Origin of the sequence: Paenibacillus sp. DMB20, from assembly GCF_000987955.1 — a bacterium.
GTDB lineage: Bacteria > Bacillota > Bacilli > Paenibacillales > Paenibacillaceae > Paenibacillus_AQ.
This window is the reverse complement of record NZ_LAZU01000036.1, coordinates 81,856-99,706: the sequence shown is the minus strand read 5'-3', so window position 1 is coordinate 99,706 and position 17,851 is coordinate 81,856. Positions and strand designations below refer to the sequence as shown.

Sequence of the window (17,851 nt, the reverse complement as noted above, 5' to 3'; positions counted from 1 at the left end):
TTAAACCTTTAAACCTCTTCCTCCGCAACCGGGAGTTTTACGGTAAATATGGTACCTACCCCGAACTCGCTGTGCACGGAGATCGTGCCGCCATGGTCCTCCACGATTTTTTGACACAAAGACAAGCCCAATCCGGTACCATCCTCCTTAGTCGTATAAAACGGGTCGAATATTTGCCCGATTTCGCTCTTGGCAATCCCCTTCCCGGTGTCTTCGACACGGATCATCGCCGCTTGCTGCTCAAGGCTTAAGCTGAAATGGACATTCCCCGTGGTCTCCATTGCCTGAAACGCGTTCCGGATCAAATTGATCAGGACCTGAATCATCTTGTCCCGGTCCATAAAGACCATGACTTGCTGTTCCGGCAGCTCCATCGTGAAAGTATGGCCGCGCGAAGCCGCCTCGGACTCGCATAAGGAGAATACCCTCGTCATGCAGCCGATTAAGGAATCGACCTTCATATTGCTCATATGCGGCTTGGAGAACTGCAAAAATTCGGCCGTCAGCTCTCCGACCCTCGTTATTTCGCCCATGATCACCTCATACCATGGCTCTATGTTATAGTTTTGCAGCTTGGACAGCTGAATGAAACCTTTAATGGCCGTCAGCGGATTCCGTATTTCATGAGCCATGCCGGCAGCCAGCTCCCCAACCGTTTTCATTTTTGCCGAACGCATGAATTCCTCCTGGCTCTTAAGCCAGCTTTCCCTGCGCATCTGAAAGATTCGTTCTTCCGCCATGCTGATGACCTCCTGGAAGGTAGAGGCTTCCTGCGGATAATGCGTAATGCTGTATGTAACCCTGAGACCTAAATCATCGAAAGACCTTAAATCCTTAAACGGCTCCGTTGACGGCAAAAGAACGGCAAAACGATCCCCCGCGTAACGGGCTGCGGCCAGCATGTTGGTGAAATGATTCCGGATGCTGATCGAAAAACTGATGAGTATCTCGTTCGCCGTGGCGATATCCTTGGCGTTCAAGGACTTGAAATTGTTAATGTCCAGCAGAATGAGCTGAAAGCTGCCCGGGCTGTCGGCGAGCCCCCGGACGGCTCGCATATAGCCGTCGTAATTGAGGAATCCGGTGAGCGGATCGTGGTTGATCAGGTACTTGTTTTGCTTGAACAGCGTTTTTTTCTCGGTTTCGATGCGGACGATTATGTGAAACATGAAAATAATGACGATGGAAGAAAGAATATCAAAAACGGCAACGAGTACGGTGTACATATTAAACGGAGTAAACGTAAACCGGATGAGGGAATATTCGCTGATCATCAGTAACGCGTACGGCATCATCTGCCCTAACTTGCTTTTATGCTGGATCACGTTGATGGTCAAAATGTAATACAGCAGTATGCACCAGTTTAAATGGCTTGCATACTGAAAAACCCCCAATATTAAAAACTGAAGCGCTTTAATCCAGGGGTATTTTTTATCGGCAATGACGCTGACGAACAGAAGCAGCGCCGAACCCGCCATAAGCGGAAGATTTGCGCCCTTTCCTAGGGTAACGGAGGAAAGCATGATAAACAGCGAAATGAAAGGAACGAAGACAAGTTTCAATAAATGAATGGACAAGGGCACTCACTCCAGACGGCTTGCGAATGGTTATTCACTACCTTCATCTGTTATAACATAATATGGGGATAATAAGCAGAAAAATCCAACAAAATAAGCCGCGGAATCCGCGGCTTTATGTCTATTTTTGTTTTTTTAGGTAATTGGCTCCATTCCTTCCGTCCCATCTTTTTTTAAAATTTAATATAAAAGCCAGCTATATGCATCGTACGAAACGAAGGAGCCCATTCTTGGCTCCATGGGTATATGCACAGGTACACCCAACCACTTCTTCATAATATAAACCCAGTTAGGCAACACCAAAATCGAAATTGAAGGAGTTGTTGTCAGGCATGGGAGAAAGCAGCAGCATGCCCGGAAAAGGCACGGCATACCATTCAGGCATCAAAGCTGGAGCAATGGAGGTAAAAGTCAATGTCGGCGGGACACCTGGCTATGGCGCATACCCTGGCTTGGGTTACCACTCAGCTCATAACCCTTATCATCATCACCATCTTCAACATTACGCCCATATTCAAGGATACGCCTGCCCGCCTGTCCATTGTTATTCGGGCCGGCCGCGAGTTGTGGCTGCCGAGCTGGTATTGTTCATTCTTTTGGTCATCGTTATCCGCCAGTGGCAGGGCTAAACACAGTTATGATATTCTGGACTGCACCGCATGTTCCGGTCACGGTCGGCGGGTGCAGTCCCTGCTTTCACATGATTTGTTATTTACATATGCCTTCGGATAATGAGACAATAAGATGGATTTTGACTTGCAAACGGGAAAGGAAATGAACATGGCACAACTATTTTTTAAGTATGGATCGATGAACAGCGGTAAATCCATTGAAATCCTGAAGGTAGCCCATAATTATGAAGAGCAGAACAAGCCGGTTCTCATTTTTACATCCGCCGTCGACGACCGGGATGAAGTCGGATTTGTCTCTTCCCGAATCGGTCTTCGGAGACAGGCGATTCCGATCACCGAGAGCACCGATATATTTGGCATTGTACAAAGCCACATTCCCAAGCCCTACTGCGTCCTTGTCGACGAATGCCAGTTTTTATCGAAGGACAGCATTCTTCAACTGGTCCGGATTGTGGACGAGCTCCATGTTCCCGTCATGGGATTCGGCTTGAAGAACGATTTCCGAAACGAACTGTTCGAAGGCAGCCGCTGGATGCTTGTATATGCCGATAAAATCGAAGAAATGAAAACCATCTGCTGGTTCTGCGAGCGCAAGGCCACCATGAATTTGCGTCTGAAGGACGGCAAGCCGGTCTACACCGGCGAACAGATCGTCATCGGCGGGAACGATTCGTATGTCCCGGTCTGCCGCAAATGCCATGCCAATCCTCCGCTTTGATCATGCGTAATCCAATTTCTCGGGAAAAAGGAGATTCAAAAACATGCCAATTGTGCGCCCGCTAATAACGGACCAGGATTTCCAGGAAGCCGTGGATCTTCAGTATCCGATAAGGGTATTCAAAAATGACCATATGATCGATTCGGGAACCAAAGTCATCCGCTTTACGAGCGAAACCATTGTTACCCAATCGAGCGTAAGCAGCGTGGATTACCATCGCCGGGCGGAATGCGAGTTTTTTGAAATACGTAAATAATAAGGCCCGCCGACAAAACGGCGTTCCCATAAACCTACCAAAGAGGGTGGGGCAAACCTTTCGTTTGCCCCACCCTCTTCTGTTGAACCCTAATGTATGCTCTTTTTCGCAAGATTGCCGCCGAGAACATCCGCCACGTTTTGTATGGAAATGAACGCGTTTTTATCGATCTCCTGGACAACCGTCTTAAGCTTGGACACCTCAAGCCTAGTGACCACGCAATAGATCATCTGCGTTTCCTCCTTGGAGTAACCGCCCCTGCCGTAAAGGAGCGTGGTGCTCCGGCCCAAACGATCATTGATGGCTTCGGATATTTCCTCATACTCGCTGGATATGATCGTGACGGATTTGGACTCGTCCAAACCCTCCACCACGATATCCATGACTTTGGCTGCGATATAATAAGTGAATATGGAGTACATGGCCGAATCCGGACCGAACACGAATCCGGCTACTACGAAGATAAATACGTTAATGAACATGATGATTTGGCCGACAGGGATACGGAATTTTTTGGAAATCAGGATCGCGACGATCTCCGTCCCGTCCAAGCTCCGCCAAAACGGATGACGAGACCGACCCCGCTTCCGAGAATGAGCCCCCCGAACAATACGGCCAGGATTTTCTCATTCGTAAAAGGCTGAACATCGTGAAGCAAAGCCGTAGAAACAGACAAAACGATAATTCCGTAAAGCGTGGAGAAGGCAAACGTTTTGCCGATCTGCTTATACCCGATGAGAAGAAACGGAAGGTTGAACAGGAACAGAAACGCCCCCAGGGCGATCGGCGTGATTTTGGAAAGTACGATGCTATGCCGGTAATCCCTCCGTCAATGATAGTGTTCGGAACAAGAAACACCTCAAGTGCCACGGCCATCATAATAGCTCCAAGCGTAATGAAAATGATCCGTTTGATAATCTCTCCTGCAGATAAATTCCGGTGTTTTTTAGGCATGTACTTATAAAACCCTTTCTGTAATTAAATTGTTCGCACATTGGCAATCTTATAAAATGGTACACGATTCTGCCCTATCTGACCACCCTTGTCCTTCATCGGGTTGATCCTTTCCCGCGCGTTCAGGATTAGATTTTCCACCGTTAAGTGAGACCTATCCCTTCCCTCGTTGGAGAAGATGCGGCCACCAGGTTTAATATGCTATAATAAAAGTCGCTGCAATTTTACATAATTCTACAAATAAAAAATAACCTCGGACATATATAAACATATGGTTTTACGGGGGGTAGGATAGGGAGAGATCGGCTTTATCATGTGGGACTGGTTTGAACAAGCTTTGCATTTTTTGAAGAACATTGATATGAATCAGGTGGAAGTTTTACTCCAAAAATATTCCAGTCTCGGTCCGGTGCCGGGTATACTGCTTTCCTTTATCGAAGCGTTTTTGCCGTTTCTGCCGCTGATCGTCATCGTCATGGGGAATGCGGCGCCTACGGTTTATGGCTGGGCTTCCTGTTCTCCTGGATCGGCGTATGTGCCGGAGCCGTTGCCGTCTTCTGGCTGGCACGGAAACTTGGCGGCAAGCTCGGAATATACATTCAAAAACGAATGCCCGGTACCCAGCGCTTTTTTCACTGGATCGAGGAAAAAGGGTTTACGCCGATCTTCATATTGTACTGTTTTCCTTTTACTCCATCCGCCCTTATCAATGTGGCCTCCGGCATCAGCACGGTATCCATGAGCACTTTCATCATCGCCGTCATGGCCGGCAAATCGGTGATGATCTTTATGGTTGCCTTTATCGGTCACGATTGGCAGGGTTTCATCCATCAGCCTTGGCGGCTCCTGATCGCCGCCGCGGTTCTCTGGCTGCTGTGGTTTATCGGTAAAAGGCTCGAAAACCGCTACCATCATACGGATAAAACCGTTTCCTTGCAATCATCCCAGGAAGACCCCGCAAACTAACATGGATCGGGTATGCGTAAGCAGGCCGCGTCAACCAAAAAACGCCATCCCCTTTTTGAGAAGGGAGATGGCGTTTCTGCATGAGATATAAGCCGAATGAAAGTCAGTCAATCGGGATAAATTGCTCCGGATGCCTCCTAATATACTCGGCAGCACCATGAACGACTTTTGATGTGGCTGGTTGAAGTCTTTCGTATATTGAAGCAAATGATTGCTTCAGCCCAGGGTCTTTCTCCAGGTCCGAGCGGAGTACATGAAACGATTCCAAACGAAGGGCGTAATCCCGCTGATCAAGCTCTTTTTCAACGGCGTTCAGCAATTCTTCCGCTTCCTCCCCTCCCAGGGTCCTGAAGGAAGATTTTAATGCTGACCATTTTAGCGGTTGAGCGATAAAATAGGCGCTCCACCAATAAAGCTCCTCCGTTGAATGAAACACATGGTCGTAATACACCCGAAAAATGAACAGCAGCCGCTGGCCCTTATTCAAGCCTGCGTAAAAAGCAGCGTCCTCCTCTCCGCGCATGCGCCCTTGCTTGAACGCATCGAGCAGCGGATCAAAACATGCGGATACGAGGGACATGTCATCCAGCAGTTCAAAATCTTCGCGAAACATTTTATCCATCAATGATAGGTTCAGCTCCTTTAATGCCGATTATATCATTGATCCTTTCTTCCGGTTGAAATATATAGGAATTTCACTTGATTATTTGTGCTCCTTCCCTCCTTCTCCCAAGGATGCCTGCTCCTTTTTCAACGCCGGACGCAAATCGTCATACTCGCTTTGTTCCCACAGCGGGACGCCGGACCGGTAAGCGGCTCTACCGTTCAAATGTCCCGCCACCGGCGAGGTAATGAACACGAAAATGATGCCGAGCAGCAGTTTGGCGCTGACATGCTCCACGTAAAACATGAAGTAAAGAAAGGCTCCGGACAAGATAAGCAGCACGCCCAAGGTCGCGCTTTTGGTTGCGGCATGGGATCTCAAGTACACATCCGGCAGGCGGATGAGCCCGAAGGCGCTGACAGCGCTCATGAGCGCGCCGAACAGCACAACGAGGCCGAGCAGCAGCTCGCCGATCTCACTCATCGTTAGACCGTTCAATGACGTCACCCCTTTCGATATATCTCGCGAGCGCGGTTGTTCCGATAAACGTCAGGATCCCGATCAGCAGGATGATGTCAAAATACGCTGTCGTCTTGAACAGCATGGACAGGACCGCGATCATGGACAGAAGGATAATCCCGATCGTATCCAGCGCCATAATTCGGTCGTTCATGGAAGGACCCTTAATGAGGCGATATAATGACCCCAGGATCGCCAGGGACAGAATCGCCAGCGAAGCCATCAACAATGTAATCATCATCGCCGGGTCACCTCCATGATTGCTTTTTCAAACGTGTCTTTGATTTGGCGGGATACGGTTTCTTTATCTTCAATATCCATGGCGTGGATGTATAAGGTACGCTTGTCGCGCGAAACCTCCATCGTCAAGGTTCCCGGCGTCAGGCAAATGAGGCAGGACAGCACCGTGATTTCCCAGTCGGTCTTTAACTCCGTTTCATACGCGAAAATACCGGGCCGGATATTCAGTTTCGGACGCAGTACTTGGCCGATCACGGTAAAGCTGGATATAACCAGCTCTTTCAAGAACAGCAGGAGCAGGCGGATCAACGACCAGAGTTTCCGCAAATAGAAATCCTGCTCCCAAAAACGGTTCAGCAGACCGATGAGAACCGCGCCGATCAGATAACCGAGAATAAATCTCTGGGGCGACCAGTCCGAATACAGGAACATCCAGACAAAAGCGATGATTAGATTTAACAGGATTTGATGGCCCATCTGCACTACTCCTTTAAGACTGCTTCAATATAAATGGACGGATCAACCAGAACGTCTGCTGCCTGACCCGTATAGGAATAAACCCATTCCGAACCGAGTCCCAGGCCAATGACGAGCATAAACAAGGCAACAGCCGAAACGTATGCGGCGCCGTGCCATTTCTTTTTCTCACTTGCCGGCAGCAGAGGATCCTCTCGCCAAAAGGCCCCCATGAACACCCGGATCAACGAGTACAAGACAAGCAAGCTTGATGCCACAGCCACGCCCGTCAGCCAAAAGTGCCCTTCTCCAATGCCGCCGCGGACCAGCAGTACCTTGCCGGGAAAACCGCTGAGCGGCGGAATGCCGACAAGGGCCAGAACCAGAATGAAGAACATCCAGCCGAGCGCCGGGTACTTCTTGATCAGACCACCCATCTCGTTCAGCTTGTTCGTTCCTGCCGCGGCAATGATCATGCCTCCCAGGATGAACATCAGCGCTTTGGCAATCATGTCATGAATGAGATACAAGACGGTGCCATCCAGGGAATCCTTGGTCGCAACGGCCAAACCGAAAGCGATAAAGCCGACGCTGATCACGACGTTGTAGTTTAAGATCCGGGGAAGGTCTTTGTAAGCAACCGCGCCAAGACCGCCCAGAATCATGGTTGCTGCGGCCATCCAGGCGATGACCGTATGCGTAAATCCGGCGTCGTGGTAAAAAATCAGCGTAAATGTACGGATCATGGCATACAATCCGACTTTGGTCAGCAGCGCGCCGAATACGGCAATCACCGCCGTAGGGGGAACGCTGTAGGAACCGGGAAGCCAGAAGAACAGAAACAGTCCCGCCTTTAACGCAAATACAATCAGAAACAGGATCGCAATCACGTTTAGAATGCCAGCCTGCTGCGCTTCCGCCACCCGCAAAGACAGATGCGCCATGTTCAGGGTGCCTACCGTACCGTACAGATAAGCCATGGCCGCAACGAACAGCGTCGACGAAAGGATATTGATCAAAATATATTTCAGTGTCTCGCGCAGCTGCCTCTTGGTTCCTCCAAGCACGATCAGCGCATAGGACGAGATCAGCATCACCTCAAAACAGACGAACATGTTGAACAGGTCGCCGGTCAAGAACGATCCCAGCACGCCTGCGAGCAGAAACTGAAAGAACGGATAAAAATAATACTTTTCCCGCTGGTCCCCGACCGTCCTGAAAGCGAACAGCAGGCAGCCCGCGGCGGCGACAAGAGTCGTCAGGACAAGGAGCGCCGCGAACATGTCGGCGACGAACACAATGCCGTAAGGCGGCAGCCAGCCCCCCATGTACAGCGTTTGGATTCCCTTCTCCTTCACCTGTCCGATAATGAGAAGAGCCGAAACGATGTTGATCGAAACGCTGACCAGGCTGATCCAGCGCTGAACCTTTGTTTTTTTCTGCAAAAAGATGAGGACAACCGCCGTGACCAGCGGAATCAGCAAGGGCAGAACGATCAGGTTATTCATCCCCATTCCCCCTCAACTCCTCCATGTCGTCGGTTCCCAGGCGCTGGTAGGCTTTGTAAGCCAGTACGAAGAAGAAGGACGTCACCCCGAAACTGATGACGATCGACGTCAGAATCAGGGCTTGGGGAAGCGGATCGACATAGGATTCCGCCTGCTCCCCCAGCAGCGGAGCCGCCCCCGTTTTCAAGTTCGCCGTCGTAAGCAGCAGGAGATGAACGCCGTGGGTCAGGAGCGATGTGCCCAGGATAATCCGCAGCAGGCTTTTGGAGAGAATCAAGTAAACCCCAACGGCAAACAAGACGCCGATGGCGAGTGCCATATACAGTTCCATATCTAGTTGTCCCTCCCGATGGAATAAATGATCGTCATGGTGACTCCCACGACAGCCAGGTAAACCCCCAAATCAAACAGCACCGCGGTAGCCAGCTCCGTATCTCCTAACAGCGGCAGATCAAAATGTCCGAAAGCATGGCTTAAAAACGGAACGCCGAACAAAAAGGATCCCATGGCCGTCAGCAAGGCAATCAGCAGGCCTGCGGCAATCATTCTCCGGAAATCCACGGGGATCACCTTCTCGCTGACATTCATGCCAAACGCCATGGACAGCAGCACGAGCGCCGCGGCCGTCATCAATCCGCCGATAAATCCGCCTCCCGTACTGTTGTGGCCCGACAGGAACAAATACACCGCAAAGGTCAACACGATAAAAATGACGACCTTGGATATCGTCCGCAAAATCACGTCGTTGCTGTGCGGAAGCATGATGTCCAGTCTCTTCTCCCGCTTCCCAAGAATGACGTCGCCCGGATCGATTTTGATCAGGGCGTAAATGCCGAGCGCGGCGATACCGAGCACCATGATTTCCAGCATCGTATCAAAGCCGCGGAAATCGACGAGGATCACGTTTACGACGTTTTTGCCGCCTGCCGATTCGTAGCTTTCCTTGATGAAGAAATCGGAGATCGGTTCAAACATCCGGGCGCTGCTCGCCCCTAGGGCAATCAGGGTTACGGTAACCCCGACCCCGATGGAAATGAGGGCATTGGTCCATTTAAAACGCAGCGGCACCTCTTCTTTTCTCAGCTTCGGCAGATGGTAGAAGCAGAGCAGGAACAGCATGACGGAAACCGTTTCGACGATCATCTGCGTCAAAGCAAGATCCGGCGCGCGGAACAAAACGAAGAACAGGGTTACCATGTACCCGGCCATGCCGGTCAGGATAATCGCGACCAGACGCGTCCGGACCAAAGGCAGGACGAGCACCGAGCCGATCAATGCAATAATCACCATAGCCTCGTAAAACGATATCGGCGCGAACCCCGACATATCGATCCGGATTCCGCCCGTATAAAGCGCGGCATAGGCCAGCAGGGCAATCAGAAACGCAAAAATATAGATGACGTAATGACGGATCGAACCTGTCATATAAAACCGGGTCACCCGGTTTCCTCCCTTCTCAAGCGAAGAGAGTCCGCGTTCATAGGCACGGTTTAAGGTAACGCGCTGAAACCAAGGACGGCTGAAGAGCTTTGACCTGCCGTACAGCTTGTAAAGAATCGTGCCGAGCACGATAATGCCGATCGTCATGAAAATCTCGGCGGTCCATCCGTGCCAGAACTCGATATGCACCAAAAATTGATCTCCGGGTCCGAGCATATCGGGCAGAATGGCGGCCATGGCCGGCTCGATCAACGAATACGACAGCAGGTTCGGGAACAGCCCGAACCCGACGGCAAGCGATGCCAGGATCACCGGAGGAATCAGCATGCCCAGCGGTGCCTCGTGCGGCTTTTTGTCCAGCTTCTCCGGCTGCAGTTTGCCCGTAAACGTTTTGAACACCAGGATCATGCTGTACAGGAAGGTAAATACGCTGGCAATCCAGGCGAGAACCGGAATCAGCGTTCCCCACGTCTGCACGTTCCAAATATCCATATGAGCGGCTTGGAGCACGGCGGTAAAGAACATTTCCTTGCTTAAGAATCCATTAAACGGCGGCAGGCCCGCCATCGAGAAAGCGCCTATGGCCGCAATCGTGAACGTCACCGGCATGAGCGCCATGAGTCCGCCCAGCTTCCGGATATCCCTTGTCCCCGTCTCGTGATCGACGATGCCGACAACCATAAACAGCGCGCCTTTAAAGGTGGCATGGTTAATCAGGTGAAAGATCGCCGCTGTCGTGGCTTTGGTGTATAACAAGGAATCCGGGCTTCCGGCATAAAAGGCCGCGGCCGAGCCGAGGCCCAGCAGACTCATGATCAGGCCTAGCTGACTGATCGTCGAGAAAGCCAACAGCGCCTTTAAGTCCGTCTGCTTCACGGCCCGGAAGGAGCCGTATATCAATGTGACAAGCCCGGCCCCCGTCACCAGCCAGAACCAGACGGCTTGGCCGGCAAACACCGGGCTGAAGCGGGCCACGAGGTAAAGTCCGGCTTTGACCATCGTTGCCGAGTGCAGGTAAGCGCTGACCGGCGTCGGGGCCTCCATCGCATCGGGCAGCCAGATGTGGAACGGGAATTGGGCCGACTTCGTAAAAGCACCCAGCAGGAGAAGAATCATCGCCGGAAGAAACAAAGGGTTTTGCGTTATGTCTCCCGCCTGGGATATGATCTCTCTTACGCTCAGGCTCCCCGTCATGATGGACAGCATCAGGAAACCGGCAAACATCGCCAAACCGCCGAACACGGTGATCAGCATCGATTTCAGCGCCCCATAACGGGATCTTTCCCTTTGGTACCAAAAGGCGATGAGCAGGAAAGATGAAATGCTGGTCATTTCCCAGAATCCGTACAGGACCATAATGTTATCGGAGAGGACCACCCCGAGCATGGCTCCCATAAAAAGCAGCAGGTATATGTAAAACCGGTGGATCGCTTCTTTGTTTTTGTCCATGTAATAAATCGAATAAAAAACCACCAGCAAGCCGATGCCGGAGATCAGCAGGGCAAAAAGCAGACTGAGCCCATCCAGATATACCGTAAAATCGATGCCGAGCGAGGGGATCCATGGCAGGGTTGAAAGTCCCCCTTCCCCTCTCTGTACGGTGGGGATTCGACCAAGGAAATAGGCAAAAATCATGGCCGGCAGAGGAAGGACAAACCATCCCGTATGAATTTTATCCTTCCATTTGTAAAACAGAGGTACCAGAACGGTATAAATAAAAGGAGCCATGATAGCGATGTGAAGCAGCGACAAGTTGATTCCTCCTTACCCGCGGTGTATGTCTTTCCTCATTATTGCCATCGTCAGAAATCGTAAGACCAAAAAAACGCAAAAAAAGCCCGCTGTTGGCAGGCTCCTCCGTTTTGTTGCTTATGAAATTATGATTGGCGTTACACTTACGATTCCATGTACAAAGCTGTGAACCAGTATATCGTATGCAAGACTATTTTGTCAAAAGAAAAATGAATGAAAGGCCGGAAAGTGGGCATCACTCTTGGAAGAAGGAGTGATCACGATGGCAGCACGCAAGTCCGCGGCATGCGCTTTCATTTTTATACTGCTTTTGATCGGAGCCGGCCTGCTGGACAGAAACGTCCGGCCCGTGGACTACCCGCCCGAATCCATGAGGGTCCCTGGCAATGACATCAACGCATTACACGCAAAAGAAACCGGCCAGCCGGCCGGTCCCTTTCTTCCTAGGGAATACGTTCGAATCATTCGCAGGGCCGACGATTAACCTTACCCGAACACGAACATCCCGATATGAAAATAGATCGCCGACCAGATGAGGGATGCCGAATAGCTGTACACTGCGAATCTTCGGTAAGACATGCCTCTCATCCCGATCACGTAAGGCGTAAAGGTACGGAATACCGGCAGAAAAACGCTGAGGCTGATCGCATAGTTGCCGTACTGGCGGTTCAAATGCTCATATTTGCCCATGAACTCCCCGAGCCTGCCGCCGGCGGCACGGTTCAGCAGCGGGCCGGCACCATAGCGGCTGACCAAATATCCCGTGGTTGCTCCTGAGCATAGGCCGAGAAAAACCATGGCAAACGCCGGAAGCGGATCCAGGAGGGAGGAAGCGGACAATGCACCTCCCGTCACGGCCACAACCTCATTCGGCAGCGGCAGGCCGACGATTCCAAGGCAAAGTGCCATAAACAAAGCAATGTGGCCGATTTGGCCGATATATTGAATCAAAGTCTCGTATCCCAAAGAAAAGCCCTCCCGGCAGTTGCTTGATTGCGTTCATATTCTGACTGTAATCAGTTTACAAAAACAACAATCCGGCAAAAACCTGCCGCGGCCGAGTTTTTCATCCCGACCAAAGTCCAGTAGCATTCCGGACCCGGAACCTTCATGCCTTCCGGAGGGATTCGCGCCTCGTCCTTTACAAACTTTTGTAGGCGCGGATAAAGCGTTCAGGGTTATCCTTAACCAGGTAAGAGTACACCCCGTATTTCGTATGAAGATACAAAAGGCCTCCCGACTCCCCCAATGGCCGGAAGGATAGGTCAAACACGTCATCCATGGAAAACTCCCGGTAATGGGTTACGATTTTGTCGCGGCTTAAATACAGATGCCGGCCATCCTCATAAGCAACCTGTTCCGTGCTCATGACCTTCCTCTGTACTTTGTAATAGGGCTGAATCGCCAACCACTTCAATTTCCGCCCTCCTTGCATTTGCTTATTTTCCGAGCGAAGCGGCATACTCCCCCATGTTAATGACGGCGTCCGAAAGCCTTGCTTCTTCCGCCGCAAAGCAGATCAAATGGCTGTCCAACGAATGCTTGGCGTCCGTGCGTCCCTTCAGCCTGCCGTCCGCTCGGACGAGATGGACAAAGTCACTAACCATCGTCATGTCCCCGCCGCCGTGTCCAATAAGCATATCCGCATCCTCAAACGTAATCAATTCTTTTTTGCCTGTGCCGAAGCGGAAAGTCCTGTTGTGTGCAAAATCAAATACTGCTCTTCCATCAGCATAACATGATTCCGCCGTAACCTCCTGCCAAATTTACGCAAAAAAACGGCTTTTTCGCCATGCAGCGTCCAAGCCGTTGTGAATTGGTTTATTTCAGCGTTTTTTCCGCGGAATCGACGGTTTGCTTCAGCAGCGTTGCAATGGTTACCGGCCCTACGCCTCCGGGAACCGGGGTGATGGCGCCCGCTTTTTCATAACACGTTTCGTAGTCGCAGTCTCCGACATTCCCTTCGTTATAGCCCGCATCCAAAATTATGGCGCCCGGCTTGATCCATTCTCCCTGGATAAAATTCGGTTTGCCGACGGCGGCAACGACAATGTCCCCTTGGGCTACAAGCTGATCCAGATTCCGCGTTTTGGAATGGCAGGTCGTTACCGTCGCATTGCGGTTCAGCAGCATGAGGGAAACGGGCTTGCCCAGGATCGGGCTGCGGCCGACCACGACGGCATGTTTCCCTTCAACCGGAATATCGTAGTAATCCAGGATCGCTATAATGGCAGCAGGGGTACAGGACGGGTATGCCGCTTGCCCGAAAGCATTTTGAGCAAAGCCCAGCATGGTAACGCCGTCAACGTCCTTTTCGATCGATATCGCTTCGAAAGCCGCCCGCTCGTCGATATGGTGCGGTACGGGATGCTGAAGCAGGATGCCATGCACGGCCGGATCGTCGTTCAGCTCTTGAATGGCGGCAATCAATTCCTCCGTCGTCGTGGAAGCTCCCAGAACTACGCGTTTGGATTCAATGCCGAGCTTCTTGCAGGCGTTTCCTTTCATGCGCACATAGGTCGCCGAGGCCGGATCGTCCCCGACCAAAATCGTGGCGAGACACGGGGTAACCCCCTGTTCTCTCAGCCGCTCAACGCGGATCTTCAATTCCTTTTTGATGCTGTCTGCTACCTGTGTTCCGTCCAAAATAACCGGTTTGTTCAAACTCATGTGATCAGCCCTTTCGTCTTCGTATGTTATAAAAACATAAAGAGGCAAGGAGATTCATCCAATCTCCTTACCTCTGCCCAGGCGTACGGCCGTTATCTATGTGCTCCCTCATGGTACGTCCATGCTACGCCAGTCACACATAGTTTGTTTTTTTTAATATACCATGTTTGTGGGCTGCTGCACCACCGTTTGGCCCGAAATTGTTCATGATTTGACCGTCCGCCGACGTTCAATCATCTTTTTTCAGGAGTCCTTCTTCTTTTTGCCGTTGATCTTGTCCATGAATTCGAGCGCCGCCACAAACAGTACGAACAATGTAAAAAGAGAAAGAGATCGTCCGTAGTCGATCAGGCCGAACCGAGGCGCAATGATTGCCGTCAGCCCGACAATGACGATGCCGAGCACCGACAGCTTCCAACCTTTAAGCATATGGTAAACTCCCCGCTTTTCTATCCTTATAGTGGTTCCATTATACTATGATGACGGGAGCAAGGGATATAATTTAAACGATTGCTTCAGGATTGGCTTTTGGAATGTTGGGGCTTACTTCTCCGTCTTCAATTCCTCAAGCATTTTATCGTTAAAGCCAAACAGCCACGTCAGCACAAACGCGATGGCCATCGCCGTCAGGTTGCACAAAATGTACAGCGGAAGCTGGCTGTTCAAATACAGGAGCGTCCCCGGAATGACCGTGATCGCCATCCCTGTCGCCTTCAGGTGGAAAACGGATGCCATGAATCCGCCGATGCCGCCTCCGATCAATCCCATGATAAACGGTTTCACGTAACGAAGGTTGACGCCAAAAATAGCCGGCTCGGAGATCCCGAGGAAAGCGGAGAACGATGACGGCAAAGACAAGGCTTTCAGCTTCTTGTTCCGCGTCTTTAAGCCGACGGCGAGGCATGCTGCGCCCTGTGCAGCCATAGCGCTGGTAACGATCGCGTTAAACGGGTTGCTTCCGGTCTGCTCAAGCAGCTGGATCTCCAGAAAGTTAAAGATGTGATGGACGCCGGTTACCACGATGATCTGGTTGAAGAACCCGATCATAAGTCCGGCGATGCCGAACGGCAGATCCAGCAGGAAGGTTGTTGCGTGAAGCACCACTTCCTCCAGGGAGTGGAATACCGGACCGATGGCAAACAAGCCTAGAACAATCATGACAAGCAGCGTAAGGAAAGGCGTTACGATTAAATCAATGGCCTCAGGAATGCGCTTTCTTAGATACCGCTCAAATTTCGCGCCGATCAATCCCATGAAGAAAGCCGGCAACACGGAGCCCTGATAACCGACGACCGGAATAAATCCGAATATCGTCAACGGTTCCGCCGATCCGTTAGCGACGCTGTAGGCGTTGGGAAGCGCCGGGTTAACCAGCATTAAGCCAAGGACGATGCCAAGCACCGGACTTCCGCCGAATACCCGAAAAGCGGACCAAGCCACAAGCGCAGGCAAAAAGGCAAACGCCGTATCCGTCAGCACCTGCGTGAACAGCAGGAAGTTGGGCGAAATATCAGCCGGAGCGGCACCGAACCAGGCGAGCACCTGCTCCTGCGTCAGCAGTCCGCGAAGCCCCATGAATAAGCCCGTTGCGACCAAGACCGGAATAATCGGCACGAACACGTCGCCAAACGTTCGGATAGCCCGTTGGAACGGGTTGCCTGTCTTTTTGGCCTCCGATTTCAGCTCTTCCTTGCTCGTGCTCTCCAGGCCAAGACTTTCCACCGCTTCGAATATTTGATTGACCGTACCGGTACCGAAAATGATTTGATACTGGCCCGAGTTGAAAAAGGCCCCTTTTACCTTTTCAATGTTTTCTACCTTTTTCTGGTCGATCTTTTTAGGATCGTTGACCATAATACGCAATCGGGTTGCGCAATGGGCAAAGGAAGCCATGTTCTCCCTGCCGCCGATGGCCTCTACGACCTGTCTGGCGAGTTCACGATTGTCAGCCATGCCTATTCAATCCCTTCTGAATGATTTACGGCCCGGGCAAGATCCCATTTCACGGCCTTCAGGCCGACGCTGCCGTTTTCCGCAAAAAACGATATTCCCCTGCTGTCCGGATCCGGAAAAATCCGGCTTGTAAACACCTCTTCGCCGTCATTGATAAATATTTCAACGGAAGAGGTATCGACAAACAAATGAAATTTGACATGATCGCCGTTCGCCCGGCATGCTCTGGTGCTGCCGTAGCCGCTCCCCACGGCTTCGCCGGACCGGGAACGGTCAAGGATCACTTTCCGATCCCGCCTATCGTATCGAAGAACGGTTTTCTGACCTCTGCCGGATCGGAATTCAATTCCGACAGCCTCTCCATGAATGTTTTCGAAATCGCAAACCATCTCATAGACGGTTCCTTCGAAGCCTTCAAAGACCTTCTTCTCATGGGAAAGAACGCATTCGATTTCCAACGGATCCCGCCGCAGCTTCTGCAGCTCTGCCACCGGCCGCTGCATCAATTTGCCGTTCAGGACAATAAGCTCTCTCGGAATCGTCAGACAGTGCGCCCAGCCTTGGCTGTCCGTCGGATACTCGACCTCCGGCAATCCCATCCAGCCGACCATGATTCTCCGTCCTTTCGCGTCTTGCATCGTCTGAGGGGCATAGAAATCGAATCCCCGGTCAAGCTCCCGAAACTCACCGTGTTCAAATTCAAGCGTGTTCCGGTTCAGGGGCTTTCCCGTGAGATAACCCGACTGATAGATATTGCGGCAGCTGTCTCCCCGAGGAGTCAAACCCTGGGGACAAATGAGAAGCACGCCCTGTCCTTCGAGCTCGAAATAATCCGGACATTCCCACATATACCCGAAATCCTGGAGCGTTGTGCGGATCTCTCCCTGAAAATCCCATGACCGCAAGTCATTCGACTCATAGACAACGGCGGCTCCGGTGTTGTCCGTTCTTTGGGCCCCGATCACGCAGCGGTATTTATCTTCGTCCTTCCATACCTTGGGGTCCCTGAAATGGTCCGTGTAGCCATGGGGAACATGATCAATAACCGGCAAGCGCCATTTGTCAATTTCGCCTTCGGGATTCATGACGGCCATACATTGATAGGGTTGCCTCTCCCACGAGCCGTCCCTTGTGTTGCCGGTATACATCAGAAAAAGCCTCCCATCCTTTACGATGCCGCTCCCGGAATAAGCGCCATGGGAATCGTAACGGTCCCCCGGTTGTATCCCGATGCCGTCATCCTCCCAATAGGCCAGATCCTTTGATTTGGTATGATACCAGTATTTAAGGCCATGATACGTTCCCAGCGGAAACCATTGATAAAACAGGTGGTATTCGCCGTTGTAATAGGAAAATCCATTGGGATCGTTCAAGAGTCCGGTGACCGGCTGGATGTGATAAGTCTGTCTCCACGGACTCCGTTTCACTTTCTCGGTCAATTCGCGGACCTCTTTGGAAGAAGCCTGATCCAACCGCCGGTATTTCTGTTCTCTGTCCATATACTTCTTCTCCTCCGGTGTTAGCTAAAACCATGGAACAGGCATTCGCCAATGTTAAGCGGAACCGGTTCCATTCGAGGCTAAAAATAATGAACTCGGTTCCAGGG

The 17,851-nt window shown here is 51.3% G+C and carries 19 protein-coding genes, 2 pseudogenes and 1 riboswitch; of the genes and pseudogenes, 5 read left to right on the top strand and 16 right to left on the bottom strand.

Going from position 1 to position 17,851, the window contains the following annotated elements; genetic code table 11:
• Window positions 1-8: 8 nt before the first annotated feature.
• Window positions 9-1,583, bottom strand: coding sequence for an ATP-binding protein (locus XI25_RS19520; RefSeq protein WP_327204830.1), 1,575 nt, complete (start codon window positions 1,581-1,583; stop codon window positions 9-11).
• A 326-nt stretch (window positions 1,584-1,909) separates the two neighbouring features.
• On the opposite strand from XI25_RS19520, the gene XI25_RS19515 reads away from it, so the two are divergent.
• From XI25_RS19515 to XI25_RS19505, 3 genes are all read left to right on the top strand, one after another.
• Window positions 1,910-2,206 carry a hypothetical protein gene (locus XI25_RS19515; RefSeq protein ID WP_152669178.1) on the top strand — a complete coding sequence of 99 codons (297 nt, stop codon included), beginning with the start codon at window positions 1,910-1,912 and terminating at the stop codon, window positions 2,204-2,206.
• 151 nt (window positions 2,207-2,357) lie between these two features.
• The gene (locus XI25_RS19510) at window positions 2,358-2,927 is read left to right on the top strand and encodes a thymidine kinase (protein ID WP_046679988.1); all 570 of its coding nucleotides are present in this window, start codon (window positions 2,358-2,360) and stop codon (window positions 2,925-2,927) included.
• Window positions 2,928-2,970: 43 nt separating this feature from the next.
• Window positions 2,971-3,183, top strand: coding sequence for a hypothetical protein (locus tag XI25_RS19505; RefSeq protein WP_046679831.1), 213 nt, complete (start codon window positions 2,971-2,973; stop codon window positions 3,181-3,183).
• Window positions 3,184-3,272: 89 nt separating this feature from the next.
• Here the strand turns inward: XI25_RS19505 and XI25_RS19500 are convergent.
• Window positions 3,273-4,137 (bottom strand): annotated as a pseudogene (locus tag XI25_RS19500) (YitT family protein).
• 313 nt (window positions 4,138-4,450) lie between these two features.
• On the opposite strand from XI25_RS19500, the pseudogene XI25_RS19495 reads away from it, so the two are divergent.
• A pseudogene (locus XI25_RS19495) lies at window positions 4,451-5,103 on the top strand (TVP38/TMEM64 family protein).
• Between the two features lie 103 nt (window positions 5,104-5,206).
• Here XI25_RS19495 and XI25_RS19490 read toward each other — a convergent pair.
• From XI25_RS19490 to XI25_RS19460, 7 genes are all read right to left on the bottom strand, one after another.
• The gene (locus XI25_RS19490) at window positions 5,207-5,725 is read right to left on the bottom strand and encodes a hypothetical protein (RefSeq protein WP_152669177.1); all 519 of its coding nucleotides are present in this window, start codon (window positions 5,723-5,725) and stop codon (window positions 5,207-5,209) included.
• A gap of 81 nt (window positions 5,726-5,806) precedes the next feature.
• Window positions 5,807-6,190 (bottom strand): monovalent cation/H(+) antiporter subunit G, encoded by a 384-nt coding sequence (gene mnhG / locus XI25_RS19485; RefSeq protein ID WP_046679829.1) that lies wholly within the window; start codon window positions 6,188-6,190, stop codon window positions 5,807-5,809.
• The gene (locus tag XI25_RS19480; RefSeq protein WP_046679828.1) at window positions 6,183-6,467 is read right to left on the bottom strand and encodes a Na(+)/H(+) antiporter subunit F1; all 285 of its coding nucleotides are present in this window, start codon (window positions 6,465-6,467) and stop codon (window positions 6,183-6,185) included. Before XI25_RS19480 ends, mnhG begins: the two co-directional genes overlap by 8 nt.
• Window positions 6,464-6,943, bottom strand: coding sequence for a Na+/H+ antiporter subunit E (locus XI25_RS19475; RefSeq protein ID WP_046679827.1), 480 nt, complete (start codon window positions 6,941-6,943; stop codon window positions 6,464-6,466). The genes XI25_RS19480 and XI25_RS19475 overlap by 4 nt, the downstream gene beginning before the upstream one ends.
• A gap of 5 nt (window positions 6,944-6,948) precedes the next feature.
• Window positions 6,949-8,430: a Na+/H+ antiporter subunit D gene (locus XI25_RS19470; RefSeq protein ID WP_046679826.1), complete on the bottom strand. Its 1,482-nt coding sequence runs from the start codon at window positions 8,428-8,430 to the stop codon at window positions 6,949-6,951.
• Window positions 8,423-8,761: a Na(+)/H(+) antiporter subunit C gene (locus tag XI25_RS19465; protein WP_046679825.1), complete on the bottom strand. Its 339-nt coding sequence runs from the start codon at window positions 8,759-8,761 to the stop codon at window positions 8,423-8,425. Before XI25_RS19465 ends, XI25_RS19470 begins: the two co-directional genes overlap by 8 nt.
• A gap of 2 nt (window positions 8,762-8,763) precedes the next feature.
• Window positions 8,764-11,622 carry a Na+/H+ antiporter subunit A gene (locus XI25_RS19460; RefSeq protein ID WP_046679824.1) on the bottom strand — a complete coding sequence of 953 codons (2,859 nt, stop codon included), beginning with the start codon at window positions 11,620-11,622 and terminating at the stop codon, window positions 8,764-8,766.
• 262 nt (window positions 11,623-11,884) lie between these two features.
• Here XI25_RS19460 and XI25_RS19455 point away from each other — a divergent pair, with 262 nt between their 5' ends.
• Window positions 11,885-12,106 carry a hypothetical protein gene (locus XI25_RS19455; RefSeq protein WP_046679823.1) on the top strand — a complete coding sequence of 74 codons (222 nt, stop codon included), beginning with the start codon at window positions 11,885-11,887 and terminating at the stop codon, window positions 12,104-12,106.
• Window positions 12,107-12,108: 2 nt separating this feature from the next.
• Here XI25_RS19455 and XI25_RS19450 read toward each other — a convergent pair whose 3' ends face one another.
• The 7 genes from XI25_RS19450 to XI25_RS19420 form a co-directional block, all read right to left on the bottom strand.
• Window positions 12,109-12,588 carry a DedA family protein gene (locus tag XI25_RS19450; RefSeq protein ID WP_052759679.1) on the bottom strand — a complete coding sequence of 160 codons (480 nt, stop codon included), beginning with the start codon at window positions 12,586-12,588 and terminating at the stop codon, window positions 12,109-12,111.
• A gap of 175 nt (window positions 12,589-12,763) precedes the next feature.
• Complete coding sequence (locus XI25_RS19445; RefSeq protein WP_046679822.1) at window positions 12,764-13,039, bottom strand: hypothetical protein; 276 nt, start codon at window positions 13,037-13,039, stop codon at window positions 12,764-12,766.
• 22 nt (window positions 13,040-13,061) lie between these two features.
• A complete protein-coding gene (locus XI25_RS19440; protein ID WP_046679821.1) occupies window positions 13,062-13,286 on the bottom strand; it encodes a hypothetical protein in 225 nt (74 codons plus the stop codon).
• A 157-nt stretch (window positions 13,287-13,443) separates the two neighbouring features.
• On the bottom strand, window positions 13,444-14,292 hold the full coding sequence (locus XI25_RS19435; protein WP_046679986.1) for a bifunctional 5,10-methylenetetrahydrofolate dehydrogenase/5,10-methenyltetrahydrofolate cyclohydrolase: 849 nt from the start codon (window positions 14,290-14,292) through the stop codon (window positions 13,444-13,446).
• A gap of 68 nt (window positions 14,293-14,360) precedes the next feature.
• Window positions 14,361-14,439, bottom strand: a riboswitch (ZMP/ZTP riboswitch).
• 96 nt (window positions 14,440-14,535) lie between these two features.
• Complete coding sequence (locus tag XI25_RS19430; RefSeq protein ID WP_046679820.1) at window positions 14,536-14,721, bottom strand: hypothetical protein; 186 nt, start codon at window positions 14,719-14,721, stop codon at window positions 14,536-14,538.
• Window positions 14,722-14,835: 114 nt separating this feature from the next.
• On the bottom strand, window positions 14,836-16,245 hold the full coding sequence (locus XI25_RS19425) for a sucrose-specific PTS transporter subunit IIBC (protein ID WP_046679819.1): 1,410 nt from the start codon (window positions 16,243-16,245) through the stop codon (window positions 14,836-14,838).
• A gap of 2 nt (window positions 16,246-16,247) precedes the next feature.
• A complete protein-coding gene (locus XI25_RS19420) occupies window positions 16,248-17,744 on the bottom strand; it encodes a glycoside hydrolase family 32 protein (protein WP_046679818.1) in 1,497 nt (498 codons plus the stop codon).
• Window positions 17,745-17,851 lie beyond the last annotated feature (107 nt).

What these genes read in the sequence shown, in the direction of transcription:
- XI25_RS19515 (WP_152669178.1), top strand. Translation starts at nt 1,910, where the DNA reads ATGGGAGAAAGCAGCAGCATGCCCGGAAAAGGCACGGCATACCATTCA.
- XI25_RS19510 (WP_046679988.1), top strand. Translation starts at nt 2,358, where the DNA reads ATGGCACAACTATTTTTTAAGTATGGATCGATGAACAGCGGTAAATCC.
- XI25_RS19505 (WP_046679831.1), top strand. Translation starts at nt 2,971, where the DNA reads ATGCCAATTGTGCGCCCGCTAATAACGGACCAGGATTTCCAGGAAGCC.
- XI25_RS19490 (WP_152669177.1), bottom strand. Translation starts at nt 5,725, where the DNA reads ATGGATAAAATGTTTCGCGAAGATTTTGAACTGCTGGATGACATGTCC.
- mnhG (WP_046679829.1), bottom strand. Translation starts at nt 6,190, where the DNA reads ATGAGTGAGATCGGCGAGCTGCTGCTCGGCCTCGTTGTGCTGTTCGGC.
- XI25_RS19480 (WP_046679828.1), bottom strand. Translation starts at nt 6,467, where the DNA reads ATGATGATTACATTGTTGATGGCTTCGCTGGCGATTCTGTCCCTGGCG.
- XI25_RS19475 (WP_046679827.1), bottom strand. Translation starts at nt 6,943, where the DNA reads ATGGGCCATCAAATCCTGTTAAATCTAATCATCGCTTTTGTCTGGATG.
- XI25_RS19470 (WP_046679826.1), bottom strand. Translation starts at nt 8,430, where the DNA reads ATGAATAACCTGATCGTTCTGCCCTTGCTGATTCCGCTGGTCACGGCG.
- XI25_RS19465 (WP_046679825.1), bottom strand. Translation starts at nt 8,761, where the DNA reads ATGGAACTGTATATGGCACTCGCCATCGGCGTCTTGTTTGCCGTTGGG.
- XI25_RS19455 (WP_046679823.1), top strand. Translation starts at nt 11,885, where the DNA reads ATGGCAGCACGCAAGTCCGCGGCATGCGCTTTCATTTTTATACTGCTT.
- XI25_RS19435 (WP_046679986.1), bottom strand. Translation starts at nt 14,292, where the DNA reads ATGAGTTTGAACAAACCGGTTATTTTGGACGGAACACAGGTAGCAGAC.
- XI25_RS19430 (WP_046679820.1), bottom strand. Translation starts at nt 14,721, where the DNA reads ATGCTTAAAGGTTGGAAGCTGTCGGTGCTCGGCATCGTCATTGTCGGG.
- XI25_RS19425 (WP_046679819.1), bottom strand. Translation starts at nt 16,245, where the DNA reads ATGGCTGACAATCGTGAACTCGCCAGACAGGTCGTAGAGGCCATCGGC.
- XI25_RS19420 (WP_046679818.1), bottom strand. Translation starts at nt 17,744, where the DNA reads ATGGACAGAGAACAGAAATACCGGCGGTTGGATCAGGCTTCTTCCAAA.